The organism is Rhodococcus sp. ACPA1 (assembly GCF_002300195.1).
Lineage (GTDB): Bacteria > Actinomycetota > Actinomycetes > Mycobacteriales > Mycobacteriaceae > Rhodococcus_F > Rhodococcus_F opacus.
Genome location: NZ_NSDX01000003.1, coordinates 487,611 through 511,390, shown reverse-complemented (window position 1 = coordinate 511,390; position 23,780 = coordinate 487,611). Strand labels below are relative to the sequence as shown.

Annotated in this window: 19 protein-coding genes; 7 read left to right on the top strand and 12 right to left on the bottom strand. The window is 65.3% G+C overall.

The genetic code is table 11. From position 1 onward, the window contains the following. Positions 1-131 precede the first annotated feature (131 nt). From CJ177_RS12865 to CJ177_RS12845, 5 genes are all read right to left on the bottom strand, one after another. On the bottom strand, positions 132-743 hold the full coding sequence (locus CJ177_RS12865) for a TetR/AcrR family transcriptional regulator (RefSeq protein WP_005250626.1): 612 nt from the start codon (positions 741-743) through the stop codon (positions 132-134). A 109-nt stretch (positions 744-852) separates the two neighbouring features. Then, positions 853-2,379 (bottom strand): class I adenylate-forming enzyme family protein, encoded by a 1,527-nt coding sequence (locus CJ177_RS12860; RefSeq protein ID WP_005250624.1) that lies wholly within the window; start codon positions 2,377-2,379, stop codon positions 853-855. A gap of 355 nt (positions 2,380-2,734) precedes the next feature. Further along, the gene (locus CJ177_RS12855) at positions 2,735-3,037 is read right to left on the bottom strand and encodes a hypothetical protein (protein ID WP_005250623.1); all 303 of its coding nucleotides are present in this window, start codon (positions 3,035-3,037) and stop codon (positions 2,735-2,737) included. A gap of 300 nt (positions 3,038-3,337) precedes the next feature. After that, the gene (locus CJ177_RS12850; protein WP_061697310.1) at positions 3,338-4,954 is read right to left on the bottom strand and encodes an amidohydrolase; all 1,617 of its coding nucleotides are present in this window, start codon (positions 4,952-4,954) and stop codon (positions 3,338-3,340) included. A 36-nt stretch (positions 4,955-4,990) separates the two neighbouring features. Next, positions 4,991-6,361, bottom strand: a complete 1,371-nt coding sequence (locus CJ177_RS12845) for an MFS transporter (protein ID WP_061697311.1) — start codon at positions 6,359-6,361, stop codon at positions 4,991-4,993. A 123-nt stretch (positions 6,362-6,484) separates the two neighbouring features. Here CJ177_RS12845 and CJ177_RS12840 point away from each other — a divergent pair, with 123 nt between their 5' ends. Then, the gene (locus tag CJ177_RS12840; protein WP_226955571.1) at positions 6,485-7,414 is read left to right on the top strand and encodes a LysR family transcriptional regulator; all 930 of its coding nucleotides are present in this window, start codon (positions 6,485-6,487) and stop codon (positions 7,412-7,414) included. 9 nt (positions 7,415-7,423) lie between these two features. Here CJ177_RS12840 and CJ177_RS12835 read toward each other — a convergent pair whose 3' ends face one another. Continuing rightward, positions 7,424-8,278 (bottom strand): alpha/beta fold hydrolase, encoded by an 855-nt coding sequence (locus tag CJ177_RS12835; RefSeq protein ID WP_005250619.1) that lies wholly within the window; start codon positions 8,276-8,278, stop codon positions 7,424-7,426. 69 nt (positions 8,279-8,347) lie between these two features. Here CJ177_RS12835 and CJ177_RS12830 point away from each other — a divergent pair, with 69 nt between their 5' ends. After that, entirely contained in the window at positions 8,348-8,950 is a 603-nt protein-coding gene (locus CJ177_RS12830; RefSeq protein WP_025433378.1) for a CGNR zinc finger domain-containing protein, read from the top strand. A gap of 67 nt (positions 8,951-9,017) precedes the next feature. On the opposite strand, the gene CJ177_RS12825 is transcribed toward CJ177_RS12830, so the two are convergent. From CJ177_RS12825 to CJ177_RS49190, 5 genes are all read right to left on the bottom strand, one after another. Beyond that, positions 9,018-10,376, bottom strand: coding sequence for a styrene monooxygenase/indole monooxygenase family protein (locus tag CJ177_RS12825; protein WP_061697312.1), 1,359 nt, complete (start codon positions 10,374-10,376; stop codon positions 9,018-9,020). 28 nt (positions 10,377-10,404) lie between these two features. Then, a complete protein-coding gene (locus CJ177_RS12820) occupies positions 10,405-11,820 on the bottom strand; it encodes an LLM class flavin-dependent oxidoreductase (protein WP_005250614.1) in 1,416 nt (471 codons plus the stop codon). Then, positions 11,817-13,055: an acyl-CoA dehydrogenase family protein gene (locus tag CJ177_RS12815; RefSeq protein WP_005250612.1), complete on the bottom strand. Its 1,239-nt coding sequence runs from the start codon at positions 13,053-13,055 to the stop codon at positions 11,817-11,819. The genes CJ177_RS12820 and CJ177_RS12815 overlap by 4 nt, the downstream gene beginning before the upstream one ends. Positions 13,056-13,224: 169 nt before the next feature. Then, complete coding sequence (yddG, locus tag CJ177_RS12810; RefSeq protein WP_373560047.1) at positions 13,225-14,016, bottom strand: aromatic amino acid DMT transporter YddG; 792 nt, start codon at positions 14,014-14,016, stop codon at positions 13,225-13,227. A gap of 18 nt (positions 14,017-14,034) precedes the next feature. Then, positions 14,035-14,277: a hypothetical protein gene (locus CJ177_RS49190; RefSeq protein WP_306453392.1), complete on the bottom strand. Its 243-nt coding sequence runs from the start codon at positions 14,275-14,277 to the stop codon at positions 14,035-14,037. A gap of 1,237 nt (positions 14,278-15,514) precedes the next feature. Between CJ177_RS49190 and CJ177_RS12805 the strand changes: the two genes are divergently transcribed. Next, on the top strand, positions 15,515-16,876 hold the full coding sequence (locus CJ177_RS12805) for an MFS transporter (RefSeq protein WP_005250607.1): 1,362 nt from the start codon (positions 15,515-15,517) through the stop codon (positions 16,874-16,876). A gap of 3 nt (positions 16,877-16,879) precedes the next feature. Here the strand turns inward: CJ177_RS12805 and CJ177_RS12800 are convergent, their stop codons facing one another. Continuing rightward, on the bottom strand, positions 16,880-17,566 hold the full coding sequence (locus CJ177_RS12800; protein WP_373560046.1) for a GntR family transcriptional regulator: 687 nt from the start codon (positions 17,564-17,566) through the stop codon (positions 16,880-16,882). Between the two features lie 378 nt (positions 17,567-17,944). Here CJ177_RS12800 and CJ177_RS12795 point away from each other — a divergent pair, with 378 nt between their 5' ends. The 4 genes from CJ177_RS12795 to CJ177_RS12780 all read left to right on the top strand — a co-directional run bounded on the left by CJ177_RS12795 (position 17,945) and on the right by CJ177_RS12780 (position 23,402). Next, entirely contained in the window at positions 17,945-19,339 is a 1,395-nt protein-coding gene (locus CJ177_RS12795; protein WP_061045944.1) for an NAD(P)/FAD-dependent oxidoreductase, read from the top strand. A 48-nt stretch (positions 19,340-19,387) separates the two neighbouring features. Beyond that, positions 19,388-20,281: a 4-hydroxy-tetrahydrodipicolinate synthase gene (gene dapA, locus CJ177_RS12790; RefSeq protein WP_095867877.1), complete on the top strand. Its 894-nt coding sequence runs from the start codon at positions 19,388-19,390 to the stop codon at positions 20,279-20,281. A gap of 3 nt (positions 20,282-20,284) precedes the next feature. Then, on the top strand, positions 20,285-21,772 hold the full coding sequence (locus CJ177_RS12785) for a sodium:alanine symporter family protein (protein WP_005250600.1): 1,488 nt from the start codon (positions 20,285-20,287) through the stop codon (positions 21,770-21,772). A 118-nt stretch (positions 21,773-21,890) separates the two neighbouring features. Continuing rightward, the gene (locus CJ177_RS12780; RefSeq protein ID WP_095867876.1) at positions 21,891-23,402 is read left to right on the top strand and encodes an aminobutyraldehyde dehydrogenase; all 1,512 of its coding nucleotides are present in this window, start codon (positions 21,891-21,893) and stop codon (positions 23,400-23,402) included. The last annotated feature ends 378 nt before the right edge of the window (positions 23,403-23,780 follow it).

The window sequence follows — 23,780 nt, the reverse complement described above, 5'->3', positions numbered from 1 at the left end:
GTAGCCATCGATCGGGGACGACCGCAACCACGCACCGCTCCGGGGCATTCGTTGGGTGTGTGTCACCAAACTTGTCAGCCCGCACCCCGGGCCGGTGCCCCGGGCGCGGGCTGAACGGAGATACGGTCGGGTCAGCCGGCGTTCTCGACGCCGAGCTGGCGCAGCGCCATCTTGATGTAGGTGTTGACGACCTTGTCGAGCGACTTCGGGCCGCCAGGCTTGTACCAGGACGACACGTGCGCACCCTGAGCCAGTATCGAGTACGTCTGCAATTTGGCATCGAGGATGTCCGCGCCGGTTTCCTTGGCCACATCCTTGATGAGTTTCTGCAGCAGGCGCTCGTACTCGGCACGCTTGGCGAGGACCAACTCCAAGTCTCCGTCGCTCAGGGCCCGGAGCTCGGTATTGCCGATGAACGTCTCCCGCGCATGCTCCGCGTGATAGCGGATGTGGCAGTCGACCGCCGCCTTGAACCGGTCCAGCGCACTCCCATCGACGCTGACGAGCGCTTTGTTCACGGCTTCGAGGAGTTCGTCCATGACCGACACCATGATGTCGGTCAGCAATTCTTCTTTGCCGCTGATGTGGTTGTAGAGGCTGCCGACCTGGATGCCGACCTCGCTCGCAACGGTGCGCAGCGACGTGGCCTCGTAGCCGTGCTCGTAGAACAGGCTGGCCGCGGCCTCCCGTATAGCGACGTTGGTGCGCTCGCCGCCGCGTGTCACCCGAGTTGCTCGCGTCACTGTGCCCCCTCCGAGGTAAATTGGACGGTCCCCGAAGGGGCCGGCAAGCGGTCTCAGGAACAATCGTACGTTAGTCGATCGCTATTCTCGCTGATTGTCGGCACGGTTGTCACCAGCCCATCGTCGCCCGGATGTTCGTTTTGACAATCTTGCCGCTGGGATTCATCGGCAGGGCGTTCGGGCCCACGAGCGCGATCATCTTCGGGACCTTGTATCCAGCCAAGTGCTTGCGCAGGAACGTGGCGATCTCCGTCTCCGTGACGGTCTGACCCGGCCGAACGGCGATTACCGCTCGCACTTCCTCGTCCCACTCCTCACTCGGCACGCCGAGGACGGCGGCTTCCATGACAGCCGGGTGCGTGTGGAGCAACTGCTCGATCTCCGAGCTGTACACGTTCTCGCCACCGGTCTTGATCATGTCCTTGGCCCGGTCGCGGAAGTACAGGTAGCCATTTTCGTCGCGAACCGCCAGGTCACCGGTACGCAGCCACCCGTTGTCGAGTACCTCCTTGGTGGCCTCCGGTCGACCGAAGTATCCGGTCATCAGATTGGGGCCGCGGACGCAGATCTCTCCGATCTCCCCCACCGCGGTCGGGGCACCGTCGTAGAGATCACGCAACTCGACCTCGGTGAGGAGGTATTCGGTGCCGATCGAGCCGTCGATCTCCGGCCGGAGCATGTCCTGCGGGAGCAAACGGGTGACCATCGGCCCGGCTTCAGTGAGGCCGTAGCGGAAGAAGAGGTCCACGTCCGGGATCAGGGACGACACTGCCAGCTTGTCCGGCATGCGCAACAACCCGGCACCGGTGTGGAGAGCCTTGAAATTGTTGCGGAACCCATCGGTGTCGAACGTGCCCGACTTGAGCATGCGCCGGATCATGTTGGGCACGAGGAACATGTTGGTGATCGACTCGCGGGCGACGAGGTCCGCGATCTCCTCTTCCACGAATTTGTGGACGAGGACCGAGCTGTTCCCCGTGACGTAATGGGGCAGGAACCAGCACAGCAGTGCGGCGGAGTGGAAGAGCGGGGTGACGACCAGGCCGCGATCGTTCGGGCGGCCACCGATCCGGCAGTCGGCGATTTCGTTGACTGCGTTGGTCAGGATCGCCGAGTGCGAGAGCACGACCCCCTTGGAGAAGCCGGTGGTGCCGCCGGTGAACAGGATGCAGGCAGCATCCGATGCTTGAACCGGCACATCCTTGATCGGTTCCGATCGCAGCAGGTGATCGAATTCGTCCCCCTCGTGCACCACGGCGACCGGCGCTTCGAGGTCATCACCGGCCAGGACCTCCGCGATGGCGGCGTCGAAGCCATCGCCGACGAGTACGACACGGGCGCCGGTCTCGTTGATGCCGTGGGCCAGCTCCTCGGTTGCCCATCGCCAGTTGTATGGGACAAAGGCGGCGCCGGCGGCGACGATTCCCAGGAAGGTTTCGATGCCGAAGGCGGTGTTGCCCGCCAGCACGCCGACGGTGTCACCGGGTTTGACACCCTGCGCCCGAAGGCCGGCGGCAATCCGCCACGCCCGGTCCGCGAGTTCTCCATGGGTGAGCCGGCGCGTACCGTCGAAGATCGCTTCGCGTTGAGGCACCAACCGCTCGTTGCGACGAATAGCGTCGACGAGAGTAAACATCGTTCTCCTTAGCCGTACAAGGTGTTGCTGTGGCCTTCAACACTACGTTAGGCGTACGTACGTTCGCTAGTCCCACGGCTCTGGAAATTCCCGCCAACTTCCAGCGAATGCCGAATGACCGCTCAGGACAAGACAGCGAATGGCTTGCGCTCGCCGGCGTGCGCCGTCACTACCACGAGCGCCCCGACGGAAGGGCCGCCTCGGAACACCTCACCCGGGGCACCCCTCGAGTGACGGCCGTACCTACCGCGAGTAGGTGGGTCACACGCCACCGATCAGCCGACGGCCGTTGCCGTACAGCGAGAGGCATCACGAAGGAGATTGATCCAACACTGAGGCAGGCAGGTTTGGAGCCCTACCGCTGCCGGCTTTCCGCGATCCGCGCTTCCGCGATCGCGGTCATTACGCGCTCAGTCATCTCCGGCCATGGCGGTCGCCGTAGCACCGCGATGGTGCTGATCACCGCAGCCGCGAACCCTGTGCATACCCCGATCAACGCGTGCCGGCTGGTGTCGACGGCCGGGATCCACGCGGTATTTTCTGCGCTGACGGAGTAGATGCCGACCGGACGCTCAGGCCGAGAGCCCCAACCTTTACGCGAAACGGTGACAATCACGGTGCCGTTACTCGCCTCGTATGGCTCGCCGAAGACCAGCAAATCGAGTCCTCCCGTCGGGGGTTGTCAGTCTACTGCGGGAACCTGTGCCTGGGCCGGATTCAGAATGATCGTTGACGCACGCAGGGGCACGGTCGATCGACCGTGCCGACGGGACGTGTTTGCTGTGACCGATCCCGACCATGTTCACGTGGTAGTTCCCCCCGACTGCTGGTTCCGACAGGGAATGTCGGAAGTTCGGTGGATTTGATGCTGGCGCAATCGTTACCAGAGACAAGGAGAGCCTGCGGACCGGTGGGGCGAGTGAGCGCAATGGTGCACTCGCCCCGCCGGCCCGTCGTCTCAGTCTCGCGCGTACACCTCGACGCCGCCGACAAACGTTGATCGGACACCGATTTTCGAGATCTGGTCGTGCGGTACATCCAGCGGATCCTCGTCGAGGACCACGAAGTCGGCGAGCCGGCCTGCGGCGAGTGTGCCCTTGCGGTCTTCCTCGCCGGTGGCAACGGCTGATCCTGCCGTGTAGATCGCGAGGGCTTCGGTCGGCGAGACTCGTTGCGACGACCCGACGAGGGCACCGTCCCACCCGGTTCGAGTGACCATGCTCTGCATCGCCAGGAGGGGTTCGACTGCTCCACAGGGGAAGTCGGAGGACCCCGCCACGGCCACTCCGGCATCGAGGAACGCCCGGTGGGCAAACATCCGCTCTACCCGGTCCTCGCCGTACCAGTCGATCAGATGGCTGCCATGTTGATGGACGTAGTTGCCGAAGGGGACCGCGATCGCGGAAAGCTCGTTCATGCGTCGCAAGATGTCCTCGTCCACCACACTGCAGTGTTCGATGCGGTGCCGCAGTCCGGGTCGCGGCATTTTCTTCTGCGCGGTTTCGAATTCGTCGAGGACGAGCCGGATGGCGCGGTCGCCGTTGGCGTGGACGCAGACTCGGTTGCCGTCACCGTGCACCTTCTGGACCACCTCCGCGAGTTCCTCACGGGTGAGCACCTGGATGCCGTGATGCCCGGTGTCGTGGTCCGGCTCTTCCAGCAGGAGGGTTCGTCCCCCGACAGCGCCGTCGACGAGCGCCTTCACGCCGACGAAGCGCAGGTAGTCGTCGCCGAAACCCGAGCGGAGGCCGAGCCGGTGTACTGAGTCGTAGTGCTCGGCGGCGAGAAGGAATCCGACACGCATCGTCAGCAGGCCCTGCTCGCGAGCTGCCTCGAACAGGCGGACATCCGCGGGCCCGGCAAATGCGTCACAGACCGATGTCAACCCTGCTGCGTGCCAACGGCGAATCACAGTCCCTAGCGCTGCTATCCGCTCGTCGAGCCCCAACTCCGGTACGACCGTCCTCCCGTCCACATCGCCCTGGGCGTAGGCGAAATCGGTGAGAGCGCGCTCATAGAGAATGCCGTTGAGCCGACCAGTTCCGTCCCGTCCGAAGTCACCTCCGCTGGGCGGCTCCGAATTGTCGGTGATACCTCCCGCGGCGAGCGCTGCGGAGTTGACCACTCCCCAATGACAGGCGACATGGAGGACGATCGTGGGAACGTTCCCGGTGACGGTGTCCAGGTCCCAGCGGGTCAGAACGCGACCTTCGGGCATCTTTGCGTCGTCGTAGCCCACCGCGCGGACCCAGCCCTGTGCAGGGTCGTCCTTGGCCGCGGCACCGACTTTGTCGAGTAGCTGCGTGAGCGTGGATGCGTGCGCGGGTGACACGTCGAGCTTCAGTTCGTTCTCGGCGGCCATAGCGAGGTGCAGGTGTGCGTCGTGAAATCCGGGTGAGATCACGGCGTCTCCCCTGTCGTCGACCCATGCGGTGGGGAACTGTCGGTGCAGATCGTCGGAGTCGCCGAGCGCAACGATACGGTCACCGATCATCGCGATCGCGTTGGCGGATTCCGCAGCGGAGGTGAGGATTCGACGTCCGCGAACGATGCGCGGTCGTGCGGGTGTATTCATGATGTGCTCCTTGGATCGTGGTGGTGATGGTGGTGTTCAGTCGACTTCGGCAACGACGTGACGGTCGGTCGCGACGTTGAGGCCGACATCTGTGCGCTCCGAGTGAGGGGCGGGCCGAGTTCGCGTTCGCCGGGCGAGCAGGACCACACACGCCAAGGTGAGCAAGGTGAGTGCCACGTGGTACGACGCCACCATGGCGATGCCGCTGCCGGCGAGGAGCCACTGAGCGATGAACGGCACCATTCCGCCGATCAACGTTGCCGACAACTGGTAAGCCAAAGAGATACCGGTATAGCGGATCCGGGCGTCGAACGCTTGCGCGAGAAAGCCGGCCAACACGGCAAAGTACGCCGGACTCGTCAGAGCACCGAGGGCGAGGCCGACGTAGATCAGACCAATCTCCCCTGTGCTGACCAGCGCATAAACAAGCGGAGTCAAGATCACCGTGGCGACCAGCGCCGTCACCATGACTCGCGTCCCCCCGAAGCGATCCGCCAGGAGTGCGCCGATGGGTTGGACGAAGAACTGCACGACCGTTGCCAGCAGCAAAGCCGACAAGATCGTCGATCGGCTGACACCCAGGTCCGTGGTCGTCCACGCAACCATGAATGTGCCCATGAAATATGCCCCACCGACACCGATCGCCGCGGCTCCGATTCCGAGAAGGAGCGGGACGGGAGCGGTTCGGACGGTTTCGAGTGCCGGCGCCTCGGAAATTTCCCCATGCTCCTTCGCTGCAAGGAATTCCGGTGATTCCTCCACACCGATTCGAATGATCAACCCGACCAGAAGCAGTACCGCCGAGAAGAGGAATGGGATCCGCCAGCCCCAGGAGGCGAAATCGTCGGCCGGGAGTGTGCTGACGCCCAGAAAGGCCAGGGTCGCCAAGATGTTGCCGACGGGCGATCCCTGTTGCGCGAAAGCGCCGAACAGCATCCGTCGGCCGGGCGGCGCGTGCTCGGCGGCGATCAACACCGCACCACCCCACTCGCCGCCCAACGCGAGTCCTTGAACCATCCGGAGCAGGATGAGCAGAACTGGGGCGGCGATGCCGATCGACGCATATCCGGGCAAAAGTCCGATGGCGGTACTGGACAGACCCATCAGGACGAGGGTGGTGATCAGCGTTTTCTTCCGGCCGATCCGATCGCCGAGATGGCCGAAGACCACACCCCCGAGAGGACGGGCCAGGAAACCTGACCAGAACGTCGCGAACGAGGCGAGCAGTCCCACGGTCGGCGATGCCGACGGGAAGAACACAGGCCCGAAGGCGAGTGCGGCCGCGGTACCGAAGATGAAGAAGTCGTACCACTCCACCGTGGTGCCGATCAGGGCGCCGAAGCCTGCTCTCCGAGCCCCGCGAAGGTTCGGGACGGCCTCGGAATCCGGGCCGGATATAGCGTTCATGCCTTCTCCTCGAAAGAAACGGAGCCATGAGCCGGCTCACAGTCACGTGCGTGGAGATAAGTGTGAAGAGTGCTGCTATAACCGTCCAATATCCATTTCGCAGCAGGCCAATGCCTAGGAGGCATGGTGGAGATTCGTGTACTTCGATACTTCCTCGCGGTCGTCGACCACGGGTCGGTTACGGCGGCCGCCCGCGCGGTGAGAGTGGCGCAACCCTCGCTCTCGCGGCAACTTCACAATTTGCAGCAGAAGCTGGGTGTCGAGTTGTTTCGCCGCGGACCGGGCGCCTTACGGCTGAGTGTCGCAGGCGAACGTTTCCTGCCGCTCGCGCGCGACCTCGTGGCGCGGGCCGACCAAGCGAGCTCAGTACTCAGGCACCTCGCCCGAGGCGGCGACATCCCGCTGACGATCGCGGCGCCGGCGACCACCATCGCCGACGTCCTCGCACCGTATCTCGCTGGTCGATACCTGAGGTCAGGACTGAACGACATCATCGAACGGGATACCCGCACCGTGTACGACGTGGTCCAGCGCGGAGATGCCGACATCGGCATCTCGACGTTCCCTCCACCCGGGTCGATGGAGACCCGAGTCATCGGCCGCGCCCCGGTGTGCGCGCTGGCATCACCGGAACATCCCCTGGCCGGACGGACCCAAGTCCCCTTAGCCGACCTCGCTCGAGAATCGCTCATCCTGATGCACCGCACCAACGCCGCCCGACTCGCATTCGATACCGCCACCGCAGGCCAAGGGCTCGCCTACGTCGACCCCCGAATTGTGTCGGTGACATCTGTGGCCAGAGCACTCGCCGCATCGGGCCAGGGGGTTGCCGTACTGACCGACCAACCGCTCTTCGACCTGGTTCGAGTGCCGATCCGGATCCCCGAGGGCTTCCTTGCCGTCACCCTCTATGCGGGCTGGGATCCCGAACACTTCGCCGCGCCCGCAGTGTCGGCACTCGTCGATTCGATCACCGACTACCACCGAAACGTCCTGACGCCGACGGCGGAAATCACGATCGCCGACCTACTGCACACTCCCGACCGACCGTGACACCGGCACTCACTGCGCGAGGAAGTCGGCGAGAGCCTGCGCCACGAGGTCGGGTTCGTCCTCGGTGAGGAAGTGCCCGGCTCCGGGGACGAGCGTCGCTCGCGCCCCGGGGATGCGGCCCGCGAGATCGTCGGCGAACGAACGGTCCAGCCATTCGTCGTCCGCACCCCACAGGATCTGCACCGGCACCTTCACGCTGCCGAGTTTGTCGACGACCTCGAGGGTGTCGCGTTCGTCGAAGTATTGGACCTGGTCGAGGTAACGCTGCTGCCCGCTGGGACCTGCGAAGGGACCGAGGTAGGCCTCCGCGACGGACGACGGCAGCCGACGACGGGTCGCGGTGTCGAGGTGCGCCTCGGTGATCCGCTGGAAGATGTGCGTCGGCATCGTGCGGTACACGTCGAGGTGGCGTTGCATGTGCTGCGCCACCGGCGTCACCCACGGTGAGAGCACCGCCGCGTCGAGGAGGGCGATGCGACGGACCGGGACTCCCTCGACGAGGTGTGCCCGGAGCACCGTCGCCGCACCGATGTCGTGGCCTACCAGCACAGGCCGTTCGAGCCCCCAATGCTCGACCAGCCGGGCGAGCACGCGCGCGTGCGTGCGGATCGCCACCGGCTCGCCGGGAACCGGCGGCGAGTCACCGTAGCCCGGAAGGTCCCAGACGTACACCGTGTTCCGCTCGGCGAGGCGGGGAATCACCGCGCGCCACAGATACGACGACGAGGGCGTGCCGTGCACGAGAACGACGGGCGGGCCGTCGCCGGAGACTCCGGCCGCGACGGTGGCTCCGTCCACCGTCAGCCGGTCGGGCAGGCGCCACCGGTCGGTGTCGGCCGTGTTGGAGATCTGCTGTCGAGTCATGATCATCCTCCCGAGACGTAATGGTTAAACTGGCTTGGCAACCATTACGCTAGACGGAGGATGTAAGTGATACAACTGACTTTCACCGATTACACCTTCGGGGCATCGGTGGCGACTGCGCTCGTCCTCACCGCCCCGGAGGTGCTCGTCGCGACCGGTGACGCCCTCACCGACGGCGAGTCGCTGCACGCTTTCCTCACCGAGCACGGCATCGTCCCCGGCGACCGGCCGGCGACCGGCGCCGATCTGGACGAGGTTCGTGCGTTGCGGACACGCGTACGCGACATCGTGGCCGCGCCGAACGAAGAGGCGATCGTCGACGGGGCCAACCAACTCCTGCGCGTCGCGCGCACCGTCCCCTTCCTCGGGCGCCACGACGGCGCATGGACGTGGCACCTCGAGACCGCACCCGAGTCGACCCTCGCCGACGACCTGGCCGTCGTCATCGGAACGGGCCTGCTCGGAACCGTGGCTTCGCTGGGACCGAACCGGTTCCGGTCGTGCGAATCCCCCTCGTGCAACGGAATTTTCGTCGACACCAGCCGGGCGGGCCGGCGCCGGTTCTGCATGCCCCAGGTATGCGGAAACCGCGTCAACGTGGCGAACTTTCGCGCCCGACGCCGTCGCGAACAGCAGGATCGCCCCGGAACGGGCCCCACAGGCGCCGGGTGAGGAGTCGATGTCGATACGACCACCACCACCGGCGCCGGGTCATCGTGTGGGAACAGCGAGGAGTTGCCTAGGCTCGGGCCGCCGCGGGAGACGCGGTGAACCCGGCGCTCGGCGTGAACCGTGCCAGCACGTCGTCGGCAGGTTCTCCGGCCGCGGCGGCGATGAACGCGAGAACGTCCTCCCGGGTGTCGAGACCGATCAGCGTGTCGGGTTCGGAGAGGAACCCGAACAGGGCCGCGGCAACCGGTTCGCTCACGGTCGCCGCCGGGAACAGCAATTCGGCGTGAACCGCGTACTTCGGGTCGCCGAGGAACAGCCGGGTGACCTCGGCGGCCGCGTGGCCCCGTGTGTTCCAGTGCTTCTCGAACTGCTCGGACAACCAGTCGGCGGTGAACTCGCCGTCGTGCCCGCGTGCCGCCTCGACGAGCGCGGCCACCTGCACGGCGGTGTTCTGGGCGCCCTGTCCGGCGAGGGGATCGAACGCGATCGCGGTGTCACCGATCGCCGCGACCACGTGGCCGCTCCTGGTCGTCCCGACCGCGCGCCGCACCGTCGGGGTGACCGCCCCACTCAGCCACGAGTGCGGGTCGGACTCGATCACCTGCAACCGCTCGATCTCGGGGGCGTCGTGCGGGAAGTAGTCGCGGTAGAAGTCGACGACCGTCTGCCGCGCGGAGTGCACGTCGGTGACCGCCGCGAACCGCTCCTCCCACGGGCTGCCCGGTTTCGCGAAGCCGAGGAAACTCCATGTGGCGCCGGCGTCCTTGTGCAGGTACGGGCCGAGCCAGGCCTCACCGAAATCGGTGTGCAGGTTGAAGAGATTGTGCGCGCCGCCCGCCGCGGACCGGTAGCCGAAGGTGTCCGGGCCGTGCCCCAGGCCCTGCAACGTCACCAGCAGCAGTCGGCGCTGCGGTTCGCTGTACACGGTCCGTTCGGCGTCCACCGGGAACAGCGTGGACAGCCCGCCCTTTCCGGTCGCCACGAGCGTCAGGTCGTGGTCGGCGGCGATCGCGTCGAGGTCGCCGGGGTTCACCGCTTGGACCTCGAAGCGGCCGCCGCGGTCGAGGAACCGGCCGAGCCGGTCGTCGGCCCGCAGTCGCACGTCGACGCCCTGCGCGACGTACCGGAAGTCGGGGTCGAATTCGAGGACGTCGGCGCGGGTGTCGCCCTCCCCCGTGTGCAGACGGGTGCTCATCCCGGTCGAGTGCGGACCGTCGGCGTAGAGGTCCTCGATGATGCGGGCGTCGGCCTCGCGGGACTTGCCGAAGTAGACGGCAGTGCCGGTGGCCGGGACGTCGTTGCGCAAGGCGTCGCGGTCGCGGTCACTGTAGAGGGTGACGGCGAAACCGGCGTCGACGAGGCCGAGCGCGGCGGTGGTGCCGGCCAGTCCGGCTCCGACGACGGCGGCGGTGCGGGGTGTACTCATGGGTCCTCCCGGTGGTTGTGGTGGTCGTTCAGGTGTTCGTGTACGCGCGGTAGCGGTCGGTCCGCGTCGAGAGGTCGCCGCCGAGGCGGTACCGCGCGCCCCGGTGGTCGCTGGGAAGCCGGTCACCCTTCCCGAACAGCTTGTGGCGCAGGGTTCCGTCGGTGTAGCCCGTCGGGTAGGCACCACGTGCCTGCAGCGCCGGCACGACGTGGGTGACGACATCCTCGAACGATCCCGGCGTGATCGCGTACGCCAGGTTGAACCCGTCGACGTCGGTGTCGGCCACCCACTCCTGCAACTGGTTCGCGACGGTCTCACCGGAGCCGACGAACCGCGGCCCGAGACCGCCGATGCTCGCCCACTCCGCGATGTCGCGCACGGTCCACTCACGGCCGTCGTCGGCGGCCTCCTGGAAGGCGGCGACCGCCGACTGGATGGCATTGCTCTCGACGTTTCCGATCGGGTCGTCGAGGTCGTACCGCGACAGATCGATCCCCATCCAGCCGGACGTGAAGACCAGCGCGCCTTCGAGGTCCGCGTATCGCCGATACTCCTCCTGCTTCGCGGCCGCGGCCTCGTCGGTGCTGCCTGTGATGACGGTGGACAGCGCGTAGATCCGCGCCGAATAGGGGTCGCGGCCGGCGTCCACGAGGGCCTGCCGGATCCGTGCGACCGTGTCCTTCAGCACCCGCTTCGACGGTGGCCCCACGAAGATCGCCTCGGCGTTCTCGGCGGCGAACCGGACACCGCGCGGCGACGCCCCCGCCTGGTAGATCACCGGCGACCGCTGTGGTGACGGTTCCGACAGGTGGATGCCCGGGACCGTGAAATGTGTTCCGCGGTGGCCGATGTGGTGCACCTTCTCCGGGTCGACGTACACGCCGCGGTCGGTGTCGCGGACGACGGCGTCGTCTTCCCACGAGCCTTCCCACAGCTTGTAGAGCACCTCGAGGTACTCGTCGGCGTGGTCGTACCGGGTGTCGTGGTCGAGTTGGTCGGCGTCACCGAAGTTCCGGGCCGCGGACGGCAGGTAGCCCGTCACAACGTTCCACCCGATTCGCCCCCGGGTGAGGTGGTCGAGGGTGGACAGTCGCCGCGCGAACGGATACGGGTGCTCGAATCCCGTACCCGTGGTGATGCCGAAACCGAGGTGTTCGGTGACCGCTGCCATCGCCGAGACGAGCAGCAACGGGTCCGCGACCGGGATCTGGGCGCCCTGCCGTAGCGCAGCCTCGTCGGTTCCGCCGTAGACGTCGTAGGTGCCGAGCACGTCGGCGATGAACAGGCCGTCGAACAGCCCGCGTTCGAGGAGTCGGGCGAGGTCGGTCCAGTAGCCGAGGTCGGTGTAGCGGTGCGACTGGTCGTCCGGGTGCCGCCACAGGCCCGGCGACTGGTGGGCGACGCAGTTCATGTCGAACGCGTTGAAGCGGATCTGCCGGGTCATGCCGGCGCGTCCGTGTCGCGCACGCTCTGTCGCTGCCCGGCGCTCCAGGCGTACGGCAGCGGATCACCGTTCAGGACGTACGCCCCCACCGACTGCTGCTTGTAGATCAGAGGGTTGTGGGCCGAAATGGTGCGTGCGTTGCGCCAGTGCCGGTCGAGACCGAGTTCCGAGGAGGTGATCGACGCGCCACCCACCTCGAACAACTGCGCGGTCGCGTCGAGGACGAGGCCGATCACCACGGACTGTGCGCGGGCTGCGGCGGCCTCGGCGCGGTCCAGGAGCTCAGGGTCTTCACCACCGGCGTCGAGCAGTCGGTCGAGGTCGTCGGCGACGGCGAGCACGGTCGCGCGGGCACCGTACGCGGCGGCGGACAGCTTGCCGATCACCTGCTGCACGAGCGGGTCGTGCCGGGGCAGGTCGGCAGCCGCGTGGGTGAACGTGCGGGTACGGGCACGAACCCATTCCGCCGTGTCCGTCTCCGCGCGGCGGGCGATCCCGGCGAGGACGGCCAATTGCACGAGCTGCAGGTAGGACGTCGCGTAGGTGCGGCCGGGCGCGCCGTATCCGGGCCCGAGGATCCGATCCTCTGGCACCCCGACACCTGAGAACGTGGTCGTACCGCTTGCGGTGAGCCGCTGTCCGAAACCGTCCCAGTCGTCGGTCTGGGTCACGCCCGGAGCGTCGGCGTCCACCAGAACCGACACCCGCTCGCCGTCGCGATCGGCCGCGACGAGGATGTGATCGGCGTAGAGACTGCCCGTGCTGTAGTACTTCACGCCGTCCAGGACCCAGGTGCCGTCGTCGCGGCGGCGCAGCGTCGTCTGGTACCGGTCGGCGGCTCCTACCCCGGGTTCGGTGATCGCGTTGCCGACAAGTGTTCCCTCAGCTGCCGCGCGCAGCCAACGCTCGCGGCTGACGGTCGGGTCGGCGAGGCGCTGGTCCTCGACGAAGCTCCAGTGCACCCGAAGCGCCTGGGGCAGATTGGATTCCGCGGCGGCCAGATCGACAAGCAGACCGAACAGCTGTCGGACGGACGCGCCGTACCCACCGAACTCGACGGGGACGCGCAGGGCACCGAACCGCGCGTCCCGAAGCAGACCCACCTCGTCGAAAGGCAACCGGCGATCCCGTTCCCGGCCCAGCGCGCCCTCGGCGATTCGGTCGAAGATCGGATGGAACCGACCTTCCAGTTCGCGGTCGGTCACTGCCTCGGCCTCGATCGTTGAACTGCTCACGTGCCCTGCTCCTCGGTGCGTCGACGATGTCGACACCACCATGGGCGAACCAAGCGCGTGGGGGCACTACTTACGATCGCAGAGAGTCGAACGCGCCTGGGGGCGCTACACGTAGACGAGGATGGGGTCGTAGGCCGTCCCGCCGCGGCACGGCTCCCGCGCAGCTACGCTAGCTTCCCGACCCGACGTCGATCGGCACACGAGGCGCCGAACGGTGATCACTGGCGATGGTTACCACGCATTCCACTCGCGTACCGAGAAGTGAACGAACGACGGTGGGCTCCTCGATGCCCTTCTCGTCGAGAGGCTGCTCGTCGATACTCTGCTCGTCGATGCTCCGCTCGTCGATGCTCTGCTCGTCGAGTGCCCCGCTCACTATTGGACCTTCGACGGTTGCCTTCGGTTCGCGCGTCGCCAGCCAGCACAGGATTGCCCCGAGGCACACCACAGCAGTTCCGACCCAGAACGTGAGACCGAGTGCCGTGGCCAACATCAACGATGAGAACGCGGCGGACAGTACGGGCGTGAAGTAGGAGGCAGCGGCGAGCAGTGTCATGTTTCCGCGAAGAATTCCGACATTCCACAGGGCGTAGCCGAAGCCGATCGCGCACGCCGCCACCAACGTCGCCGCGATTGCGGTGAAGCTCAGATGCATCGGCTCGTGATCCGAAAGGAGGTACATGCACCAGAACGACACGGCCGTCAGCACGAAGAACGGAGTGATGCCGTTGTTCCCGTTGGCGAACATCTTGGTGACGGTGCAGTAGCCCGACCAGATCACTGCGCCGGCGAACGCGAGCCCATAGCTCAGAGGATTCGAGCGCACGTTGTCGACGGTGCCTGCGACGTCCAGTCCGGCGTCACCGCCGAGAACGACTGCAATGCCGACGACCGACAGTACGATGCCGGGCAGGATCAGGCGCGAAGCCTTCTGTCCGGCGAACACGATCGCGAACACCACCGTCAGGCTCGGCCACAGCTAGTTCACGATTCCGACTTCGATTGCCTGCCTCGGAGTGTCCGCCAGTCCGATTGCGAGGGCAAAGCACACCTCGTACGCGGCAAACATCACGGCACCGGTGACGAGATACGTCCGGCTGAAGTCTTTGAACTTGGGCCATCCGACGGTCAGCGACAACAGAATCGCGCAGCACGAGTAGATCATCGCAGCGCCGCCGATCGCCCCCAGGCTATCGGTGACCAGACGAATCATTCCGACCATCGAACTCCACAACACAATCGCCAACAGCCCCGCCGCGGTGGCACTTCGGCTCGACTTGGCCGCTCTCACAACAACACTCCTCCTCTTCCCTGCTCGTGAACTCTCGGTGACACCGTCACTCGTACCGATTCGACCGGAATGCAACGAGTTTCGGGCGCTCGCGCTAGTCGCCGGGAAATGAACTGTCACCGCAACCCAAGGTTCGTGGTTGCACACCGGCGGTCGATGACACCGCCGCTTACATTGCGGTAATACGAATGTAATCTGTGATCACATATGTGACAAGGTCGACGATGCGTGAGACACACCACTCACGGGGTACGAAACGTTCAGACCGATTGAACTCGCGGGGATTTCGACTCTCGAGCACCGGAAGAACACTGAATCCGCGCAGGAACGAGACATGAATGTTGTTGGCACGTCCGCGTAGCCGGTGACTGGCGTCATCGGACAGAACACGCGTAGAGCGGCCGAGAACCGCCCGATCGGCGTCGCACTCGCGACACCGTCGAAGAGTCGCGCCCCGTTCTCGTAGTCGGAGACGACGGCGAGGAAGTCGGCCCCGAGGTCTACACACGCCATCCAGCGATGGGGTTGTTCAGACGATGGCCCATCCGCGACACCATGGCGACTGCCCGCGGCTCACGGTCCCCTGCGACGGTGAGCGTCGCAACTTTCCCGAGAAGCGTCTACAGCACGGGGAGACCGCTGCCGTCGGGAGAGGACGAGCCGACGGCATGCACGATTCCCGAACGCTCCGGACAACTGAGCGTGAGCGTGCAGGTCTGGCTCATTTCGGACTCCTCGATGTTGATATATCAGCGCAAGGCTACAGGGTTATCAGCATCGCGCAAGGTAGAGGGGTCGGGAGATGCGACACCGGAGCCGCCGCGTCACCCCGCGGCCACGCGCGTCCAGGTCGCATGAAATCACATCGAGGGTTGTGTGATCTGTGATCTCATCCTATTCTCTGTGACGAGGCGCACATCACATCGGCGTGATGGTCTGAACCACGATCGCCGGCGTGGACGAAGTTCGATCTTCACCGCGTCTCGTGGTGCAGAGTCCGCTGCCATTCAGTGCACCGCGATTCACCAGAGCGCCAGTGCAGGACAGTCGCGCTCGAAGCTCGACCCATCTCTTTTCACATCGACCGCGACAGGCACCCCGAACCCACGTCGTACAGGGGTCCCACGTCAAGCCAAGACCGACTGAAGACGTCAACGAGGAGCTCGATATGGTCACCAATCCGCTGGACGACGCGCCACTGTCCAGGTTTCACAAGAAGCTCGCCGTGTTCTCGTCGGGAGGGCCGTTCCTGGACGGATTCGTCCTGTCCATCATCGGTGTCGCGATGATCCAGATCGCGGATCAGTGGGGCCTGTCATCCGTGGAGCAGGGACTGGTCGGCGCATCGTCGCTGATCGGCATTCTCCTCGGTGCGTTCGCCGGCGGTTGGTTGACCGATCGTTTCGGGCGAGAAGTCTTGTTCACGGTCGACTTGATCGCGATCGCCGCGTTTTCCGTCGCACAGTTCTTCGTCCAGGACGTGATCTGGCTGATCGTCCTTCGCCTTCTCATCGGCATGGCCGTCGGCGCGGACTACCCGATCGCCACGTCGCTGCTGACCGAGTTCACCCCTCGCAAGTACCGCGGTCCGTTCCTCGGCGCGTTCGTCGCCATGTGGTTCGTCGGCGCTGCCGCGGCGTACGTAGTGGGCCAGATTCTTGCCGAAACAGGAAACGACAACGCCTGGCGCTGGATGCTCGCCAGCGCCACGGTGCCTGCAGTTCTGATCGTCGTAGCCCGCGTCGGCACTCCCGAGTCACCGCGTTGGTTGGTAGGCAAGGGCAGGATCGACGAAGCCAACAAGGTGCTGCGTAAGGTGTTCGGACCCGACGTCTCCGTCGCCGACCTCCCCGCGGAGGACGAGAACAGCGTCAGCGTCAAGGAACTCGTCCGGTCCGGATACGGAAAGCGGATGGCGTTCATCACCCTGTTCTGGACCTGCTCGATCGTCCCCTTGTTTGCCGTCTACGCGTTTGCGCCGGCCATTCTCAGCGCCCTCGAGCTGGAAGAAGATGCGGCACATATCGGTTCCGCCGTCATCACGATCCTGTTCCTGGTCGGATGCATCATCGCCCTGTTCCTCGTCAACCGCATGGGACGCCGCCCCCTCCTCATTCACAGCTTCCTGTGGGCCGGTCTGGCACTGCTGCTGATGGGAGTGTTCCCCGAGGCCCCCACCTCGATCATCATGGTCTTCTTCGCTGCCTACGCCGTACTGATCGGCGGGACGCAGATCCTGCAGTGGGTGTACCCGAACGAGCTCTTCCCCACCGAGATCCGTGGCACCGCAGTAGGCATGGCCTCATCTCTCAGCCGCATCGGTGCAGCTGTCGGAACTTTCCTCGTACCACTGTCCCTCAGCGGCCTCGGCATCGGCGCGACGATGCTCATCGCAGCGGTGATCACGTTGCTCGGAGCGGTCCTGTCCCACTTCTGGGCACCGGAAACCCGAGGACTCTCGTTGACCGAGAGCGCCTCTCTCGGGATCGCCGGCTCACCGGTATCGCCCGCACGAGCGTCCCGGTCGTAACATCTACGCCTGCTCCCGGTGTTGCGCTTCGAGGAGAGCCCGGATTCGACCCGTCGCGTTGACGAGCGAATCGTGATTGACGCTCGCAGCTGCGACGTCGTCGCCTCGAAGCGCAGCCTCGACGAGACGCTCCTGAAAGACCAACAACGACTCGACGTCCCCCGAGTCCAGCGTGCCCCGGGCACCGACGATCTTGTATGCCCTGCAGTGGTGCCACAGATTGCGAATCATGGTGACGAGCACCGGGTTATCGCTCGCACGATAGAGAATCGACAGGAGCTCCTCGTCGTGATCCAACAATTCGACGACACGGCCCTCGACGATCGCGACCCTCATCGCCTCTAATTCGGTCTTCATGTGCTCGGCGTCGGCACGGGTGACTCGAGTGGCACCGAGCCGGGCAGCCTCGACCTCCAACAACAGTCGGACGTCGTAGACATGGACCAACTCTGCGAAGCTCAGTCCCTTCACGACGGCACCCCGGTGCGGGACCCGCTCCGCGAGACCTGCCTCCTCGAGCCGGCGGATGGCTTCTCGAACCGGCATGACACTCGTCCCGACCTGGGCCGCGAGGTCGCGGATGCGCAGTCTCGTCCCGGCAGGCATATCGCCGTTCATGATCGATTGATGGATCATCGAGTACACCTGATCCGTCAGGAGAGTCGGCTCGACTTTCTGCGGAACGGTCACCTGGGCGATCCTAGCGGGGCCTGAGCAGGACTCTCCCTGACGCTGAATCGCAGCTCGTTCGCCCTCACGAGTAACCGGTTCCATCGCAGTCATGTGGCCCTCGCCCTTCGCCCTGATCTCGACGTAGCCCTGTCGGGCCTTCGCGCACGATGCGCCGCCGATCACATCATCCGCTTGTGTGATCTGTGATCACACTTTATCCTCAATGGAGCGGGTATGACCGGCATCACTGTTTTATCCCGGAGAACGACGCGTCCGGACTGCGTGTATCGCACGCAACCACTGCACTGCAGGTGCGCGCGTCCCGAATCACAACTTGCCACGAACACGCCACCAACCCCCGGCGAGAGACATGGCCCCAGTGAAGGAGATATCGAAGTGCGAGATGTAGTTGTAGTCGGTGCCGGCCTCGCCGGTCTGTCAGCAGGCTGGCGGTTGCGTCACTGGGACACACTTGTCCTGGAGTCCGAGGAGCGCGTCGGCGGACGTATCCGTTCCGAACGTCGCGGGTCGTATTGGCTGAACTGGGGCGGCCACGTGTTCGCCGGTCCCGGATCGTCCACAGAAGCCCTGCTCAACGAGGCCGGAGTGATGTCGGTCGACATCCCAGGGTCGCTGCAGGCCCTCGCGATGAACGGGAAATTCCTCCGCAAGGGGCACATCGCCACATATCCGTTCCGGATCCCGATGTCGCTCTCGGCTCGCGTGGCAACCATGCGCGCCGGCATGAAGGTCGTTGCAGGCGTCGGAAAGTACACCGGAGTGGTGCGCAAGCGCGCCGGTGAGTCCGGAGCGATGCGCCAGCAGCGGATCTACGACTTCGCGAACGACGAATCCTTCCTCGACTTCGTCGGGGACTTGCCGGAGGACGCGGCTGCGCTGTTCAAGACCACCGTCACCCGGTCCGCTGGAAACATGGACCAGATCTCGGCGGGCGCGGGCATCGGATACTTCAGCCTGGTGCTCGGCTTCGGGCAGGGCCTCAGCCGCGGCATCGTCGGCGGGCCGTCCACACTCACCGAAGCCCTCGCCGCCTCGCTGGGCGACCGCGTTCAGCTGGGTGCCGCGGTTCAGGAGGTCGTGCACAAGAAGGATTCGGTGATCGTTCGCTACCGCCAGGACGGACGCGACCACGAAGTCGAGGCGCGAACGGTCGTTCTGGCCACGACCGCGGACGTGTCCCACCGGGTCGGAGTCGACCTGCCGCAGGAGCTGCGCGACGCGCTCTCGCAGATCAAGTACGGCCCCCACGTCAGCTCGGCGTTTCTCACCGACGAAACGACGGCGCAACCGTGGGACGACATCTACGCCATCGCCGCCCCCAAGCGTTCGTTCGCCATCGCGCTCAACCAGGCAAGTATCGTCCGCGGCACCGAGTCCGTCCGGCAGCCCGGCGGCAGCTTCATGACGTTCTCGCCTGCAGCACTGGGTAGCGCACTGCTCGACAAGAGCGACGACGAAGTGGTGAACACTCACCTCGCCGACCTCGAGCAGATCCTCGGGCCCGGGTTCTCCGACACCGTCGTCGAAGCCAAGGCCGCACGGTGGAAGAACGCGTCGCCCTACAGCTTCCCCGGTCGCGCCAAGCTTCAGCCCACATTGACGCGCGGTGCCGGCCGAGTCTTCCTGGCCGGCGACTACCTCGGCACCCTCTACACCGAAACGTCGATCACCTCCGGGTTCTCCGCCGCCCAAGAAGCGGCCAGTGTGCTCGCCACCCACCGGCAGACCCGTCAACCCGGCGAGCTCACCGTGCACCCCGTCAGCGCCTGACACCGTCCCACACCAGAACACTCGTCAACGATCTAGGAGTTAATTTCGATGTCCACGCAACTCAGCGGTGTCCTCACCGCCTTGACCACCCCGTTCGACGCCGACGAGCTCATCGACATCTCCAAGCTCGAGACTGTGGTGGACCGCTCGATCAAGGCCGGCGTCGACGGAGTCGTCGCCGCAGGATCGACCGGTGAGGTCGGGGCACTGTCGTCGGACGAACGCCTCCGGCTCGTCGACACGGTCATCGAGCACGCCGACGGCCGGGTCCCCGTCATCGCCCAGACCGGTGCCACGACGACCGCCGAGGCCATCCGGCTCTCCCGCGCCGCCGAAAAGTCGGGCGCCGACGTGCTCATGCTGATCACACCGTTCTACGAGCCGCTCTCGACCGAAGAGACGGTGGCGTACATCAAGGATGTCGCTTCCGCCGTGGAGTTGCCGGTCATGCTGTACAACATCCCCGCGGTCACGGGTGTGAACCTCGACCCCGGCACTGTTCGCTCGCTGGCCGAAGAGGTCGACAACATTCGGTACATCAAGGACTCGAGCGCGAACTGGGAACAGGCACTGCAGCTGATCCACCACCACAGCGACGTGATCGGCACCTTCATCGGCTGGGACTCGTACATCTACAGTGCTCTCGTCGAGGGCGCCGCCGGAGTCATGGCCGGTGCCGCCAATGTCGTTCCGGACGAGATCGTCGCAGTGAACCGGCTCATCGCCGAGGGCGACCTGCACGGCGCCCTCGCCACATGGAAGAACCTGTACCCGGTGATCGACGCGATGATCTCCGTTCCCTTCATCTCCGCCGTCAAGGCAGGTCTCGCGCTGCAGGGAGAACCGGTAGGAGCGCCCCGCCGGCCCACTGCAGAACTTCCCGCAGCTCAGGTCGAGAAGATCGGACAGGCACTGCAGACCCTCGCAGGGCGGACAGGGTAAATCATGGCAAGCCTGGACTGGGCCGAGATGCTCACGACCGTGGCGGACGCCATCTGGGGACCGATGGCCTACGTGGTCCTCGGCCTCGGGGTGGCGTACACCGTCGCAACCAGAGGCATTCAGTTCCGACGCATCCCGGACATGATCCGACAGCTGAAGGAATCCAGCGAAGGCGAGGGAGGACTGTCCTCCTTCCAGGCGCTTGTACTCGCGCTCGCCAGCCGTGTGGGTGTCGGGAGCATCGCCGGTGTCGCAACAGCAGTCGGCGGTGGCGGACCGGGTGCCCTGCTGTGGATGGCCGTGACAGGACTGGTCGGCTGCACCGTCGGGTATGCCGAGGCAACCCTCGCGCAGGTGTTCAAACGTCAGGTCGAGGACGAGGACCGCAAGAAGGCCAACGAGGACATCGGCGGCATGCCGTACTACATCAAGTACGGACTGAAGCTTCCCAAGGTCGCGGGCCTCGTCGCGTTCCTCGGCCTGGTCGGCTACGGCTTCATGTTCCCCGGATTCCAGGTCAGCACCATTGCCTCGAGCGCGGAGCTGGCATTCGGAACACCGACCTGGATTCCGGCAGTGCTCATCACCGTGCTGATCGCTCTGGTGATCTTCGGAGGCACCACTCGAATCGTCAAGGTCACACAGACTCTTGTACCGATTCTCGCAATCGGGTACCTCACATTGGCGCTGGCGGTGATCGCCGCGAACATCGAGAACGTGCCGGAAGCGATCACGCTCATCGTGAACTCGGCGTTCGGTATCGACCCTGTGCTGGGCGGCATCGCAGGCGCCGCAGTTGCATGGGGCGTGCGCCGGGCAGTCTTCGCATCGGCGAACGGAATCGGTGAGGCGACGTTCGCCGCGGCGGCGGCGCGGACGTCTCATCCCGGCAAGCAGGGTCTCGTCCAGACGTTCAGCATCTACATCGACGTGCTGCTGATCTGCATGGCAACAGGGCTGATGATGGTGGTGTCCGGGCAGTACAACGTCTCCGATGGTTCGGGCGGCTACCTCGTCCAGAACATTCCGGGCGTGGAGGCCGGTCCGAACTGGGTCCAGAAGGCCATCGACACGTTGGTGCCCGGGTGGGGCGCAGCGTTCATCGCAGTAGCCGTGTTCCTGTTCGGCTTCACCTGCCTCATCGTGTACTACTACGTAGCCAACTCGAACCTGTTGTTCCTGTTGAACGGGCGGAAGGGGCCGGTATCCAAGCTGGTCCTCAAAGTCGGCACGCTCGCGATCGTGTTCGTGGGCTCCGTCGTGAACGCAGGACTGGTCTGGGCGATCGGCGATATCGGGCTCGGGCTCATCGCCTGGGTCAACCTGATGTGCCTGGTACTGCTCTTTCCGCTCGTCTACCGGGTCTACCGCGATTACGAACAACAGAAGAAGCGTGGACTCGACCCCACGTTCGATCCCACATCGCTCGGCATCGAAGGAGCCGAGTTCTGGGAATCGAACACCGTCACCGGACACAGCGTCTCTCGCTGAGGCGTTTGCCGCACCTGTCCGTCACGCGAAAGCTGATCTCCCAGCGCAACCCCGTTGCGGGCCGGCACTTCTCGCGCCGGCCCGCAACATCCCAAGTCGATTTTGGAGGTTCATCCAGATGCCCAACACGACCCTCACCGGACATGTCGCCGTCAGCCGAGCACCTGGAGGTTCCTTGAACGTCCGGGACGACCTGCCGCCGACCCAGCACTACATCGCAGGAGCGTTCGACGCCGTCGACAACTCCGGTCCCCGCACCGACGTCGTCGACCCGAGTACCGAACAGGTCATCGCCGCGGTACCCCAGGGGACCGCGGCCGATGTCGACCGAGCGGTCGCAGCCGCGGTCGCAGCCAAGAACGACTGGGCCAGACTCGTTCCCAAGGACCGATCCCTTCTGCTTCACCGCATCGCGGACCGAATCGAGCAGAACGCCGAGGTGCTGGCGCGCCTCGAATCTGCCAACACCGGAAAACCTTTCGAAGTCTCGAACGACGACGTCGCCGGTACCGTGGACACCTTCCGGTTCATGGCGGGCGCGCTGCGTGCGACCACTTCGATGGCCGCCGGAGACTACGCCGAGAACCACCTGTCGGTCATCCTGCGTGAACCGCTCGGTGTCGTCGGCGTCGTTACCCCGTGGAACTATCCACTGCTGATGGCGGCGTGGAAGATCGCCCCGATCCTCGCAGCCGGAAACACGGTGGTCATCAAGCCGTCCGAACAGACCCCCCTGACGACACTGAAATTCGCCGAACTCGTCGGCGACCTGCTTCCGGCGGGCGTGTTCAATGTGGTGTCCGGACTCGGACCGACCGTGGGAGCGCGGCTGGCCGAGCATCCCGACATCGACATGATCGCCCTGACCGGATCCGTCGGCAGCGGCAAAGCCGTCGCGCGCGGGGCCGCAGACACGCTCAAGCGCGTCCATCTCGAACTGGGCGGCAAAGCACCCGTGGTGATCTTCGCCGACGCCGATCTCGACGACGCCGCGGTGTCATTGCGTGCGGCGAGCTACTGGAACTCGGGCCAGGAATGTGGCGCAGCATGCCGGATTCTCGTGCACGAGTCGGTCGCCGAGGAGTTCACCCGGAAGCTGGTCGAACAGGTGAGCACGTTCGTGGTCGGCGAGCCAGGAGCAGGCGACACCGTGGAAATCGGGCCCCTGGTCTCGAAGGCGCACTTCGAGCGGGTCACCGCATATCTGGAACGTGCTGCGCAGCAGGGAATTACAGCGGCAATCGGTGGAGCTGCACTGGACGGGCCCGGGTACTTCGTCGCACCGACCGTGCTCGTCGGAGTACCCGACGGCGCCGAATGCGCTCGCGAAGAAATCTTCGGGCCGGTGGTCACCGTCGAGACGTTCACCGACGAGGACGAGGCGATCCGCCGCGCGAACGACGTTCCGTTCGGCCTCTCGGCATCGATCTGGACCGAGAACGCCCGCCGCAGCCACGAAGTTGCCGCGCGGATCGACGCCGGAACGGTGTGGGTCAACTCCCACCTCGTGCTGGCCAACGAAGTTCCGTGGGGTGGCTTCAAGGGATCCGGCTACGGACGCGACCTGTCGATCTATGCACTCGACGACTACTCGCGCACCAAGCACGTCATGCACAACCACGGTCGATAGTTCATCCTGAGGTTCGTCCTGCCCGGCCTCGACCGTCGTGCGAAACGTGGCGCCCGCCCTGTTCTCCGAGTGGGGCGGGCGCCACAGTCGTACCCGGCATCGTCCACCTGAGGGGGCGGGGCCCCGCCGTCGATATCGCTGCCGCTCACACCATCTGGACAAGATCGGAGTAGTCATGAAGTCCACCGCTCTGACCACACACCTCTACGCGCCCTCGACCGATCTGTGAGATTGGCAGATGAACGCCACGTGCCGGAGCATGGGAACAGATCTGATCTTCTCCCCCGCAGGTGAGGGTGTGACTTCGACGTCTCTGCGGCGCAGTGCTTGTGTGGAGAACAGGCCTCCGAAGCCGATGCCGACGGCGGGCGGTGGTGC